This is a genomic window from Pseudoalteromonas sp. T1lg122, assembly GCF_002964825.1.
In the GTDB taxonomy this organism is placed as follows: domain Bacteria; phylum Pseudomonadota; class Gammaproteobacteria; order Enterobacterales; family Alteromonadaceae; genus Pseudoalteromonas; species Pseudoalteromonas gelatinilytica.
Window position 1 is genome coordinate 529,711 of record NZ_PQCG01000001.1, and the last position, 13,537, is coordinate 543,247.

Here is a 13,537-nt window from a genome sequence, read left to right on the forward strand (position 1 = left end):
GGACTTGCTATGATAGATCAACTTCGCGCTAAACTAGATCACCTTGGCGAAAATTACGTCGAGAAGAATGCTCACTTCAAAGTGAAAGTGATCCCGTTTTTCTGTTCCATTCAAATAAAAAAAGACCATAAAAAACAAGGTGGCTTAACTTTTTATTCGAATCAACTGATTGAAATCTTCTTGGCAACACTATTTTTGTTGTTTGGCTTAATGCTGTTTGATGCCGATGCTGGATTGACCCACGGACCTATACATATCGCCTTTGCAGTGCTAATAAGCTTTAACTTGATCATCAAGCAAATTGCCATCGAAGGACTCAAAACGCGCTTAGCGCTTTGCCCTGAAATAACCATCGAAGAACAGCCTGAGCAAGGCAAATAAGCTATGTTTTTAGACCCTAGTTGGCGCATCTTAACGGTGGGCGATGGTGACTTATCTTTTTCTTTGGCCTTAGCTCGCCATTTAAAACCCGCCATGCTGATTGCATCAACCTATGATGATGCAAATACCATAGAGCAAAAATACAGCGTCAATGCGCTTAGTTCACTGCAACAGTTAAATATAACAACCTTAACTGAATTTGATGTCACTAAACCCGATGCATGGCAGCGCTTAGGCGACGCTCGTTTCGATGTAGTTATTTTTCAATTTCCCCTTATACCTGCGTTTAAAGGTGAAGCAGCATTTAAAGCAAATACCCAACAAGGCGGTATGAATGTTTTAAACCGAGCCTTGTTGCATCGCTACCTAGACTACGCAAGCCAGTTTGCATTAGATAGAAATGGCCCGATGTTGTGTTACATCACCTCTAAAGATGTAAAACCGTATCGTGAATGGAATATTGAAGGCAGCTTGAATCAAGGGCTAAACTGCCATTATCTTGGCCAAATGCCATTCGATATTAATTTATTCCCGGGCTATAAAATTCGTAATGTTGACCGCGATAAACACGTTAAAGACACCAGCGGCATTACCTATGTATTTAGCGAAAAAACTGACAATGAGATTACTGCTAAGCTGACTTTACCCGCTTATTTAGGCGATAAACACTGTGCATTATGCCGCGTAGGCCCTTATATGGCACAGGAAGATGAAGACAAACATGTGTTAAGCAAAAAGCACAAACAAATGGAAAAATTTGAACAGGATTGGCAAGCATGGCTTGCACAAAATAACGAGGAGTAACCATGAACTTTGTCATTGTTGGTACCAACTTTATAAGCGACACATTACTGAGTGCAGCTAAACAGCTAGAAGCGTTTTCCTTATATGGCGTGTGCTCACGAGCGCAGCAAACTGGCGAGGCTTTTCTTGCTAAACATGACCTTGCAGATGCTAAAGTGTTCACCCACATTGAACAAGTATGCCAAGATCCATTGGTCGATGCCGTCTACATTGCTGCACCAAATAGCTTACACAAAGACTATGCTGTAATGTGTTTAAAAGCCGGTAAACATGTTTTAGGCGAAAAGCCTTCGGCTGCTAATAGCAAAGAACTTGAGGCTATCATTCAAGCGGCAAAAACGCATCAACGCTTATACATGGAAGCGATGATGACCACGCATTTACCAAACTTCGCACGCTTAAAAAATGCCCTCACAAAAATTGGCACACCCCGCAAATACATTGGTCAATATAGTCAGTATTCATCACGTTACGATAAATATAAAAATGGCGAGCGCCCAAACACTTTCTTGCCAGAATTTGCTAATGGTGCATTAGTCGATTTAGGTATCTATCCGCTGTATATTTTACTCGCAATATGGGGCGCGCCTCAGAGTGTAAAAGCCAGTGGTGTGTTACTTGAAACCGGTGTTGATGGGGCTGGTGACGTATTATTAAATTACGCTGATAAGCAAGCGGTGATCAGCTACTCAAAAATCTCACAAGGCGATAACTTTACTGAAATCCAAGGTGAAAAAGGTCGCATTCGTATCGAAGCCGTCTCTTTATTAAAGCGCATGCAATATATCGGTAACGATGGCACGGTTGAAGAACTCTCTGAGCAATTTGATGAACACTTTATGCGCCATGAAGTAAGCCACTTTATTCAAGCAGCGAATGCAGGACAGATTGAGTCATCAGTTAATACTCATACACTGTCAAAACAAGTTATGGCGGTGCTTGATGAAGCGCGAAGCCAACTTGGCGTTGTGTATCCCGCAGACCAATAAATACATTATTCAAGGGCAGTTAACACTGCCCTCTTTCATTTTAGCCACTCAACATAAGCTTAAATAATTACCCACAATTAAGTTTCTCATAACTTTTATTCAAATTAGATTTTTGTACTATGGTTAATAGTATTTACTTTCAATAAGAAGGGTAATACTTTGACTATTCGCTTTTTACTCAGAGCCGTTTTCGCAGCAACTATTACCCTTGCTGCTGGGCTACTTTTAATTATTCTATTCTTGCAGTCAGGCCAAGATAAAAGTATGGACTCTGCTCAGCAACGTTATGAGCTCAGTCACCTTGCCAAGTTTTCAGCTGCAAACTCGATTCATTTAACCGAACTTGCCCGTCAGCATGTTGTGACCTTAAACCCTCGCTATGCAGATGAGTACCACCAGCTTGTTGATCAAATTGAAGGCAAAGCAGCTTGGCTTAACGGCGAAAAGAAAAGTTTCGAACAACGTCTAAAAGCGTTTAATGTAGCCGCTGATGATTTAGCCCTGTTGCAAAAATCAAATGATTTGTCGCTCAAACTGGTTGAAACAGAAGAACAAGCATTTAGTTTAGTGGGTGACTTGCTTGGTCGCGATACAAATAACTTAACTGCAAGCGAGCATAAAAAGTGGGTGCAAGCTATTACGCTTTTAACCAATGATGCATACATGGCCGAAGTTGAAAAAATTCAGCAACCTGTACAAGCATTTTTAAGTTCAATTGAGAAAAAAAGTGCGGCTGAAGTCAAAAGCAATCACGACCGTGTGGTTACCTTAAGTTTAATTAGCACAGTTTTAGTTCTGACTATTATTGCTACCTTGATAGTGTGTTACTGGCAATTAGAGAAAAAAGTAATTAAAGCAACCCATGCCTTAATTGATGAAGCTAAGCGTATTTCTGAAGGGGATCTGTCTCGTTATATTGACCACAAAGCCGATGACGAAATAGGCCAGCTTGCGAGCAGCTTTAATATTATGGTTGATAAACTGTCTCAGCTTCTTAAAGAAATTCATGATCAATCAGAGCAAGCGCAAGTGGCTGCAAAAAGCCTCGACGAAATTTCACAGCAAGCTAAAACGCTCAATGATATTCAAAGCCAAGCGATTGAAGTGATTTCAAGCTCAGTCTATGAAAACTCAACGGCTGTTAAAGAGGTTTCTCAGAACTGTGCAGCCGCAGCAAGCAGTGCTACCGCAGCCAATCAAAAAACCCAAGAAGGCCTTTATGTTGTAAAACAAGGGGTGAGCTCAGTTGAGTCTGTGGCCGATACATTAACAAAATCACTCACTGACCTTAACCAACTCGAGGCCTCAGTGAATGAAGTCACGGTTATTTTAAGTGTTATCAGTAATATTGCCGAACAAACTAATTTATTGGCACTCAATGCCGCAATCGAAGCTGCCAGAGCGGGTGAACAAGGCCGAGGCTTTGCCGTTGTTGCCGACGAAGTACGAACGCTGGCAAGCCGTACGCAAAGCTCCACCCTTGAAATTCAAGATAAAATTGACTCATTACAATCGGCAACTAATGCGGTGACACAAAGGATCCGCTCTAGTGATAATCAAATTAAAGAGGCAGTGATCAATTCGGAAAAAGTGGGCCATATGCTCGATGAAATTAGCGTGCAAGCAAAAGCCATTTCTGAGGCCAATATGACCATTGCTTCTGCATCTGAACAGCAATCTCAAGTGACAGAAGAAATCGCCCAGCGCTTAAATGAAGTACAAGACACCAGCCGTAAATCACAGCAACAAACGCAAAGTATCTCATCTTCATCGAGTAAGCTGGCTAACTTGGCAAATAACTTAAACGGGCAAATTAACCGATTTAAATTAAGCTAGTCGCTGAGTAAACCAGCGACTAGCGTTTAGTTTAAAATCGGTAAGTAACAGATGCACCGATTGTTTGTGGGTTTACAACTGCCACATAGCCTTGTGGGTAGCGACCACTGACAGGTTCTTGTGAGGTATACGCCTCTTCATCTAAGGCATTGTTGATGAAGGCACTTATCAACCATTGTTCAGTATCGTAAGTCATCGATAAACGCGTAATGGTGTAATCACCTGCAACGCGTTCTTCTGTATTTGTTAAGTCACCATAAAATTCATCAACATAATTGGCACTTAAATTCACTTTTAGACTATCGGTAAACCAATGCGACAGACCTAAACTCGCCGTTAACTCCGGTGCAGAGTTTAAATCATTGCCGACGGCATCAGGAAAGGCTGATGATTCATCAATTTTAGTTTTCAATAAACCAAAGCCACCATGTAACTGCCACTGATCGCCCAGCATGCTGTAGGCTTCTACTTCTAAACCATAGCTATGAGCATCTTCAATATTAGTGATTTTACGCTCTGAGCTTAGCGCTTGATAACCGTTAAAGTTATTGTAAAACACATTAGCGCTGATATTTATGTCACCATTATTGATTACGCTGCGTGAACCAATTTCATAAGTATTAACGGTTTCTTCATCGTAGTAGTAATAATCTTCAGCAGTAAAATCAAGTGCGCCGCCCCCGGCATTGTAACCACGACGAGCACTGGCAAATAACGTTGTTTCGTCGCTAATATCATATTGAATCGCGAGTTTTGGTAAACGCAGTGTGTGTGAATTATCAAGTTGCTCAACAAGCATATCACCACGAAATGCCATATTGAAATTACGTAATTGTTCTTCACGCTCAATGCGCAGACCCGCTGTTAACGTTAATTCGCGGCTTAAGTTAAAGCTTGTTTCACCATAAACTGCGGTCGATTTACTGCTATCGTCGCCGTAATAATTGGTTGCTCCGACACTTTCAAAGTCTTGGTCACGGTCAAAATAAGCAAGACCAACAAAGCCTGAGTAAAAATCATTGCTTAAACCAAAGTTCAATTTGGTATCGACAGTGATGTTACTTTCATCCATTGATACGTCAGATTCTGCACTTTCAAGTGGTTCGTAAGCTTCAAATCCCCATTTGTAATCCATATAAGCAACTAAAACATCTAACGAAAAATCATCGTTAATTTTGTAATCAACATTCACTTGCGTGGTATCAGATTCAGTATCCATAATACGTTGATATAGCGGCTCATAATCAAATGGCTCATCCGCTAAAAAGTACTTACGACCCGAATTACCTTCTTCACTGTAAGTTGAATAAGTTAGCTGTACAGCAAGATCTTCGCTAGGTGTGTAAAGTAATTTAGCGCGTGTGCTACTGGTATTTAACTTGTTTAATTCACGATCAGTGGGGTTTGTTTCGTATACCGGTGGATTTGAAAATGTTTCGCCATCAACGTACTGAGTTGATAGACGAAATGCTAATACATCTTCAACTAACGCACCGGATACCACTGCGGCAGTATCTAGGTAGCTATCTTGGTTACGATAACCAACGCGCACAGCCCCTTCAAATTCTTGAGTAGGTGCTTTAGTTGTCATGTAAACGGCACCCGCAATACTATTACGACCATTACTGGTTGATTGCGGCCCTCGGTAAACTTCAATTTGTTCTACATCCCACAGACCCGTATCACCGGTTAAATCTGCAACAAACGGTTGGCTTACACCATCGATTAAGGTTGAAACACGGGCTTTGGAACCACCGCTAAATGAGTTAAAACCCGTTGCACCACCATTACCTGACACGCCTCGCATATCTGGTACCGAGCCCGTTAACACAACAACGTTCGCCATTTCTGACAGCGCTTCAGATATAGAAGCAAGTTGACCGTTTTCTAGTAAAGACTTATCAACAACCGCCACTGACGACATGGTCTCTTTAAGTGACTTCTCTGTTTTTTCACCTGTAACAACAATGGTATCCATTGATTTTCGACTGCTTTGGTCGTCATCGGCCCACGCTGAGCCTTGTGTAACAAGTAATGATGCAAGCATAACTTTGGTGAGTGAATTAAGTTTAAATGCAGTAGCCAATGTCCTTTCCCCGTAAGAGATTATTAGAATTAAACAAATTGAGTTTGATAAAAAAGCGCTAGGAAATTAACACAAGCTTAATGATATTGCAATTGAGTTTAGTTATCATTTACAATGAGATTTAACATCAACTACAACTATAATCTTATGCTCACTTTTACCGTTACCCTGCTTGTCGTTTTTGCTGTCAGTACTGTGTACTGCACTAGAAAGCAGCAGCGATTCTTAAAAAAACCTATTAAAAAACAATGGCGATTACTTTCGATTGCGTTAATCGTTTGCGCATTAATACTTGCCTTTCAACAATACTCAGTCACAGCGGCCGTGTTCTATATCATTTTTAGTTTGATGCTAATGTTGATGCTGATCCCTTTTATTAGCCTGCTGAAAAGAAAAGGATAATTCATGACAAGCTCATCTAAACGCCAACCAACTTGGTTAGGGAAAACCCTTGCGGGTGCATTTTTAGGGATAGCCCTCTCATTTATTTTCGTTGCATTTTTTGCTTGGTATGGCCCAGGAGGCATTGATGCTCGCGATAAAGTGCAATTTAACATGTGGATGATCACGCCTGTTTGGCTAACCATTTTTAGCTTTAGTTATTTATTCAACTCAGCAAAGCAAGCGTGGCTTGTGCTTGGCAGCTTAACTGTGTTGCTTTATGGCGTGTTTTTTATGCTAAGGAGTGCATCATGAAAGTCAGATCGGATATTCTTCGCACCTATCAAGGTGTACATACATGGACAGGTATAATTGCAGGTTTAGTGCTGTTTATTGGTTTTTATGCGGGCAGTTTGACCATGTTCAAACACGAAATACAGCAATGGGCAGCACCTATTCAAGCTCCTAAAATCACCAGCTCTAATTATGACTACCAAACGCTGGTAGATACGGCAATTAATGAGCAAGGCGAACAACTTGCTAAAGGCTTTAACCTTGATTTACATACCCAAGATGCACCTCTTTCGTGGTATATCAAAGGCAATGCCCGAGGCATGGAGCTTGATAAACAACTCAACTTCGCACACCTAAATGCTGATGGCACTTTAAACGTCAGCGCACAAACCGAAAACGAACTTGCCGATTTAGTTGATTATTTACACCGTACAGCTGGTTTTATAGGCGAAATTGGTCATGACCAATCAGGGGTCTATATTCTTGGTATTGCCTGTATTTTGTATTTTTTAGCTTTGGTCTCAGGAGTGATTATTTTACTGCCAACATTAGTTAAAACCTTTTTTGCACTGCGAAAAGAAAAAGGGCCTAGTCGATTCTGGCTCGATAGCCATAACCTTGTCGGTATAGCGAGTTTACCGTTTCATTTAGTCATTGCTTTTACCGTAGTAGTGTTTGCATTTCATGACTTTATTTATGGTGGTTTAGCGCAATTTTATGATGGCAAGCCACTGTTTCAGCGCCCTACGCCTGCCGCGCAAAGTTTTCATATTGAGAACTTACCACGCATTGATGAACAAGTACTCGCAGCGAAAAACTATGCCCCCGGCTATGAGCCAATCCATATTCGCTATAGTAATTTAAATTCGGCCTCACCTTCTGCGGTGTTTATGATGAGTAACAATAATGCGGTAGTGCGCGGACCAGATACTGATTACCTATTCATGAACCCGTACACACTAAAAGTGGTTAACTCAAGCTACCCGCAAGGCGAAGGTGCAGTGTGGGGTAACATGGTTGCCAGTATTTTCTCACTCCATTTTGGCACCTATGGGGGAGACTGGGGTCGTTGGGGCTACTTCGTTATGGGGTTACTTGGCGCCTTCTTATTCTATTCAGGTAATTTACTGTGGATAGACAAACGCTTTAAAAAAGATGCTAATAAACGCAGTACCTTGTTTATGGCAAAACTCACCATTGGCGTTTGTTTAGGATCTATGATTGCCGTAGCCTTCACACTCGTTGCTGCCAAATGGCTACCTATATTTGTTAGCAACACAAACTACGCCACCCTATACAGTTACTACGCCGCTTTTTTTGCTTTTGTGATTTATAGCTTCTTAAAACCTGTAAAAAAGGCGACTATTGTTGGGCTTTACTTGCTTGCAGGCCTATGTGCATTAATGGTGCTCTCAACCTTACTAAAACTTGCTTTAAGTAACGTTAATTCGCTTTTTTACACTAGCTATTGGGTTGATATTGTCGCTGCTATTTTTGCCGCTATATTCTTTAACATGGCCAAACGCCAGCAGCAAAAACAGGCCACGCAAACCATCATGCCGGCCTTTCAACAAGCAAGCCAAATTTAAGCATTTTGAGCATGGGTATCAAAGCAATTTGATACCCGCAATTTTGCTTTATCGAAAATCCGTGTCTGTTTAACGAAAAACATTTCTTATCCCACAAAACATCAGTAAAATCGCCGCAAACTTAAGGTATTAACTTTCATAAGGACAGTGATGCAGCGCACCATCCCACCGTTTTTTATTGCTGTTATTTGCGTGCTTCTTGCGATGGTCACCATTCAATCTGGTGCCTCCGTTGCCAAGCAATTATTCCCTTTAATTGGCCCTGAAGGCACAACCGCACTGCGCTTGGGTTTTTCTGCTGCTATTTTGTGTCTTGTGTTTAGGCCATGGCGCGCATTTCCGCCAGTGGGACAGCGCATGCCTATTATCATCTATGGCCTAAGTTTGGGTGGTATGAATATCTTGTTTTATTACGCGATTGAACGTATTCCTTTAGGGATAGGTGTTGCACTTGAGTTTACAGGTCCCCTTGCGGTTGCTCTGCTTTCGTCACGTAAAAAACGCGACCTATTTTGGGTAGCCTGCGCCATTGCTGGCATAATTTTATTATTACCCGATATGAAAGGCGAAGACAGCCTCGACCCTGTAGGTGTTATTTTAGCCCTTGCGGCGGGTGCCTGTTGGGCATTTTATATTTTGTTTGGTAAAAAAACCGGAAATCAAGGTTCAGGCGGGATGACCGTTGCTATGGGTATGAGCGTTGCCGCGATTGTACTTGTGCCCTATGGTGCTGCTTCTCAAGGCACTGCACTATTAAGCTGGGAAGTGTTACCGCTGGGTCTTTTAGTCGCCATCATGTCTAGCGCACTACCCTATACCTTAGAAATGGTGGCACTGCGTAATATGCCTGCGCAAGGGTTCAGCATTATGATGAGCCTAGAACCAGCCATTGCAGCATTGGCTGGCTTTATGATCCTAGGCGAATTTTTAAGCCTATGGCAATGGTTAGCTATTTTATTAGTGATTACCGCTTCGGTTGGCAGCTCAATGTCGAGTGATTCAGAAGATCAGAAAAGTCAGAAAAACAGCTGATTTAACATTAAATATGCATTTTTTAGTACTTAAAGATTAAGTTTCAGACTTAAAAACAGCTTTTATCGGCATTCGTAAAGTGAGGGTTCTCACTATAATGCTCACTATTAATACAAAGTGGTCTTATCTCTTTGTGTCGCAACAAACCTAATAGTGGGATTTACTTATGTCGATAAAAACTAACTTGTTACTTTCAAGCCTTGCAGTTGCAAGTACACTCGCTGCATCAAATGCTGTGGCAGCAAGCTGTCAGGGCGAAATTTTTGCAATGAACTCAGGCCGTGGTGAAACCGGTGTTGTATTTAGCCTAGACGAGCAAAACAAATCGGCTACGGCACATTCAATCGCCCAGTTTAGTTCTGCTGCGATTGCTTATGATGCCTCAACAAACCGTACTTATTATGCTTCATCACCTATTCCGTTAGAGTACAAAGTTGATGTAAGTCACCTAGACATCAGTGATGAGCAGTTTTCTCACCTACCAATTCGTGCCGATAAATTCAAATATAGTCGCTTGGCCTATTTAGATCATGCTACAGGTGAACATGTTGTGGTTGGTACAACTAAATCTGTAATTGGTATGACATATGATGCAAGCTCTGATTCACTACTTGCAGTAAGTTTTACCAAGCTTTATAGCATTGATAAAAACACTGGCGAAGCAACTGTGCTGGCTGATTATAGCGACCTTGATGGCTTGAGCCGCGCTGATTTAGTCATTAAAAATGGCGAGCTTTTACTAATAACCACAACATCTGTTTACAGCATTGACCGCACAAGCTTTGCGGCAACAGAGCTTTCAAAACACGATTTAATCGCGGTAGGTGGTGCCACAGTTAACAAAAATGGCGACCTTGTGATCAGCCGCTCTGTCATTAACGACCATGGCGATAAAAACGAATCTAAGCTATACCGTTTAGATCCGTACTCAGGTGAAACCTGCCTTGCAGCAACATTGCCAGTTCGCATTAATGACTTAACGACCAATACGCAAAATGCTGTTGCATGTGATGTAGAACCTAGCTGCTCATTACCAAGTGAATTAATCCCTTACTATTCAGAAGCAGTGATTAAACAGCTTGATAGCAACTGGAAAAACTATGATTTTGGTGACCAAGAGTTTACAGCGCCAGCTGTATTTACCTCTGCGCCAACATTTAATGGTAAACACGGTGGTACAAACCGTTTAACGGATGTAACACCAGAAGGTTATTCTGTATCTTTCCAAGAGTGGCAATATCTGCAAGACGGTAACGGTCACCCTAATATTGAGTCATTTGACTTTTTAACGATGGACGAAGGTCGTTACACAATGAGCGATGGCACCATTGTTGAAATTGGCAGCTTTACTTTAAACGATACTAAAGCTTTTAAAGCGGTAGAATTTAGCGAAGCATTTACTGCAAAACCATATGTATTCTTGCAAACACAAACCTTTAACGGCCCACATACAGTATATACGCGAGTTGCAGGCTTAAATAACGCAGGTTTTAGTGCCGCATTTTATGAGCAAGATACTCTAAATGAAGGCCACCGTAATGAACGTGTTGCTTACTTTGCGATTCTTCCTGGATCAGGTACAACGGGTACTCTAGAAACTCGTGCAGGTAATAAGCAATACAGCTTACACCAAGCTGATATAGATCATAACGGGGGCCAAATTGGCGATCATTTCTACCTGATACACGAAGAGCAATCTTTAGATGCTGAGGTAGTTCACACTAAAGAGCGAGTACAAGTAATGGATATCGAGGAAGTGAGCCTTGCTCAATCTATTACAAGTAGAGGTCCAGATAACTTTAGTATCCGCAGAAAATAAATACTCCTAAATCTAGGCGCCTCAGGGCGCCTTTTTCTTGCCCAATTAGTAAACTCGCCTTTTCATATACACAAAACTCTTTGACATAATTTGTTACATTTATTTGTATTAACATATCACTTTTTCGATGAATGATGATGATAATTATTATCAGTTGTGATAACTTACCCGCCAATTGTTTCCTTATTAAAAACAATAACCCTATAAAAATTTGCTAAATAACACGCGGAGATAAAAATGAAATTCACTCAGTTGCCTGTTGCAACCGCTATTCTTTGTGCACTTTACCCTCAAATCAGTTTTGCAGAACAAACGACTGACGTAGAGGCTAATCTCGAAAAAATCGAAATTGTAGGTATTCGACAAAACCGTATTAGTTGAAGGCGCGACAGGTTTAGCGCTAGAAATTGATGAAACTCCGCAATCAATCAGTGTGATCTCTGCTGAGCAATTAAAAAATTATTCTGCTTTTAACATTAATGATGCTTTACGCTTAGCGCCAGGTATCAATGTTGAAGAATGGGAAACTAACCGTACCAACTATACATCACGTGGTTTTGAAATTAAGAATACACAAATCGATGGGGTTGGGTTACCGAATGATTGGGGCATTGTTACCGGTGCAATGGAAGCATACGGCTACGAAAAAATTGAAGTGATTCGTGGTGCCAACGGCTTACTTACTGGTGTAGGTAATGCATCGGGCACGCTTAACTATGTACGCAAACGCCCTAAAAACGAAAACGGCGGCGAAATCGGTGTCTCTGTTGGCTCATGGGATTTTAAACGTTTACAAGCTGACTACTCACTATTATTAACCGAATCAGGTAGTTGGGCTGCTCGTTTTGTGGCTGCTGCAGAAGATAAAGAATCATATCTAGATGGCCTTGAGAACAATCGCGAGTTTTTCTCTGCGGTGGTAGATGGGCAGCTTACAGATAACTCAACAGTTACTATCGGTTACTCATATCAAGATGCAGATACCGATGGCAATACTTGGGGCGGCCTTGTTTATAACTACACAGATGGTACGCAAGCTAAATGGGATGTCAGCGACACAACCACCCAAGAGTGGACAATGTGGGACACCATTAACACCTCTGCATTTGTTGAATACAACTATGTTTTTGCAAACGCATGGCAGCTTCAAGCGAGCTACAACTTCCGTGGTTTTGAAGAGCAAGACAAACTATTTTATGCCAGTGGCAGCATTGATAAAGACACCAATCTTGGTCTAAGTGGTTGGCCGGGTCGTTATGACAGTGAAGTAGATGCTGATTTATTTGAAATCAAAGCATTTGGTGCCTTTGAATTGTTTGGTAAAGAGCACCAAGCAAGCTTTGGGGTAAGCCATGCTAAAAGTGATGATGTGATGTATCAACACCCGTTTGATTTTGATAATACACCCGCTTATGGACCAACGCCTGCGTTTCCGTACGATTTAGATGCGATCCCAGAACCGGATTGGTTTACGCCGGTTCTGTATTCAGATATTGAACAAAAGCTAACCCGTTACTTTGGCTCGGCTCAGTTAAATATTACTGATAAATTATTTACCGTGGTTGGTTTTAACGCTATTGAATTTGAACGCTCAGGTATGAATGCCGGTGCATCAATCGATAATGACGAAAGCGAGACAAGCCCATATATCGGTTTTACCTATAAGTTAAACGACGATTTAAACTTATATGCTAGTTACTCAGATATTTATCAGCCGCAAGAGCAAGCTGATTACAACGGCCAATACTTAGCACCGACTAAAGGCACTAACTTTGAAACCGGTGTTAAGGCTTCTTGGTTTGATGATGCTCTAATGACAACATTTGCCTATTTTACTGCTGAGCAAGATAACTTTGCACAATATGCGGGCCTCACTGAAGATGGTATTTATTACTATGAAGGCGTCTCTATTGAGTCAGAAGGCTATGAATTTGAAGTCACTGGTAAAATCACCGACGCTCTAAATATCGTCGCATCTTATACACATATTGATGTAACAGATGAAAATGGTGATGACACCAATAAATGGGCACCTCGCGATGTTGTTGGTGTAACAGTGGATTATGCACTAACAGATGCAGTGGTTGTTGGTTTAAATGGCCGTTGGCAATCTAAAATCGAAAGCACTGATTACAATGTTAAGCAAGGTAGTTACGCGCTGCTAAACGCCTTCGCTCGTTGGAATATTAATGACCAAGTTGCAGTACAGGCTAACGTTAATAATATTACTGATGAGCAGTATATCAACAGCTTACAAACCGTGGGGTATTACGGCGCGCCAACAAACGGAAGCCTAACTCTGACCTATAAGTTCTAAACGCTGTTT

General features: G+C 41.4%; 9 protein-coding genes and 1 pseudogene. 9 read left to right on the forward strand and 1 reads right to left on the reverse strand.

Annotated elements, in window-relative coordinates; genetic code table 11:
• Positions 1-9 precede the first annotated feature (9 nt).
• The 4 genes from C2M33_RS02470 (at position 10) to C2M33_RS02485 (ending at position 4,010) form a co-directional block, all read left to right on the forward strand.
• Positions 10-381: a hypothetical protein gene (locus C2M33_RS02470; RefSeq protein ID WP_063701198.1), complete on the forward strand. Its 372-nt coding sequence runs from the start codon at positions 10-12 to the stop codon at positions 379-381.
• Positions 382-384: 3 nt separating this feature from the next.
• On the forward strand, positions 385-1,185 hold the full coding sequence (locus C2M33_RS02475; protein WP_105173611.1) for a class I SAM-dependent methyltransferase: 801 nt from the start codon (positions 385-387) through the stop codon (positions 1,183-1,185).
• A 2-nt stretch (positions 1,186-1,187) separates the two neighbouring features.
• Complete coding sequence (locus C2M33_RS02480) at positions 1,188-2,174, forward strand: Gfo/Idh/MocA family protein (RefSeq protein WP_063701205.1); 987 nt, start codon at positions 1,188-1,190, stop codon at positions 2,172-2,174.
• A gap of 159 nt (positions 2,175-2,333) precedes the next feature.
• Positions 2,334-4,010, forward strand: coding sequence for a methyl-accepting chemotaxis protein (locus C2M33_RS02485; protein ID WP_063701208.1), 1,677 nt, complete (start codon positions 2,334-2,336; stop codon positions 4,008-4,010).
• Between the two features lie 31 nt (positions 4,011-4,041).
• Here the strand turns inward: C2M33_RS02485 and C2M33_RS02490 are convergent, their stop codons facing one another.
• Positions 4,042-6,057, reverse strand: coding sequence for a TonB-dependent receptor (locus C2M33_RS02490; protein WP_063701349.1), 2,016 nt, complete (start codon positions 6,055-6,057; stop codon positions 4,042-4,044).
• 444 nt (positions 6,058-6,501) lie between these two features.
• On the opposite strand from C2M33_RS02490, the gene C2M33_RS02495 reads away from it, so the two are divergent.
• The 5 genes and pseudogenes from C2M33_RS02495 (at position 6,502) to C2M33_RS02520 (ending at position 13,528) form a co-directional block, all read left to right on the forward strand.
• On the forward strand, positions 6,502-6,792 hold the full coding sequence (locus tag C2M33_RS02495; protein ID WP_063701211.1) for a hypothetical protein: 291 nt from the start codon (positions 6,502-6,504) through the stop codon (positions 6,790-6,792).
• A complete protein-coding gene (locus C2M33_RS02500) occupies positions 6,789-8,360 on the forward strand; it encodes a PepSY-associated TM helix domain-containing protein (RefSeq protein ID WP_063701214.1) in 1,572 nt (523 codons plus the stop codon). The genes C2M33_RS02495 and C2M33_RS02500 overlap by 4 nt, the downstream gene beginning before the upstream one ends.
• A gap of 150 nt (positions 8,361-8,510) precedes the next feature.
• Positions 8,511-9,392: an EamA family transporter gene (locus tag C2M33_RS02505; RefSeq protein WP_105173613.1), complete on the forward strand. Its 882-nt coding sequence runs from the start codon at positions 8,511-8,513 to the stop codon at positions 9,390-9,392.
• Between the two features lie 166 nt (positions 9,393-9,558).
• Complete coding sequence (locus C2M33_RS02510) at positions 9,559-11,211, forward strand: hypothetical protein (RefSeq protein ID WP_063701220.1); 1,653 nt, start codon at positions 9,559-9,561, stop codon at positions 11,209-11,211.
• Between the two features lie 237 nt (positions 11,212-11,448).
• Positions 11,449-13,528: pseudogene (locus tag C2M33_RS02520) on the forward strand (TonB-dependent siderophore receptor).
• Positions 13,529-13,537 lie beyond the last annotated feature (9 nt).

Coding starts and splice junctions, on each gene's coding strand:
- C2M33_RS02470 (WP_063701198.1), top strand. CDS start 10: ATGATAGATCAACTTCGCGCTAAACTAGATCACCTTGGCGAAAATTAC.
- C2M33_RS02475 (WP_105173611.1), top strand. CDS start 385: ATGTTTTTAGACCCTAGTTGGCGCATCTTAACGGTGGGCGATGGTGAC.
- C2M33_RS02480 (WP_063701205.1), top strand. CDS start 1,188: ATGAACTTTGTCATTGTTGGTACCAACTTTATAAGCGACACATTACTG.
- C2M33_RS02490 (WP_063701349.1), bottom strand. CDS start 6,057: ATGCTTGCATCATTACTTGTTACACAAGGCTCAGCGTGGGCCGATGAC.
- C2M33_RS02495 (WP_063701211.1), top strand. CDS start 6,502: ATGACAAGCTCATCTAAACGCCAACCAACTTGGTTAGGGAAAACCCTT.
- C2M33_RS02500 (WP_063701214.1), top strand. CDS start 6,789: ATGAAAGTCAGATCGGATATTCTTCGCACCTATCAAGGTGTACATACA.
- C2M33_RS02505 (WP_105173613.1), top strand. CDS start 8,511: ATGCAGCGCACCATCCCACCGTTTTTTATTGCTGTTATTTGCGTGCTT.
- C2M33_RS02510 (WP_063701220.1), top strand. CDS start 9,559: ATGTCGATAAAAACTAACTTGTTACTTTCAAGCCTTGCAGTTGCAAGT.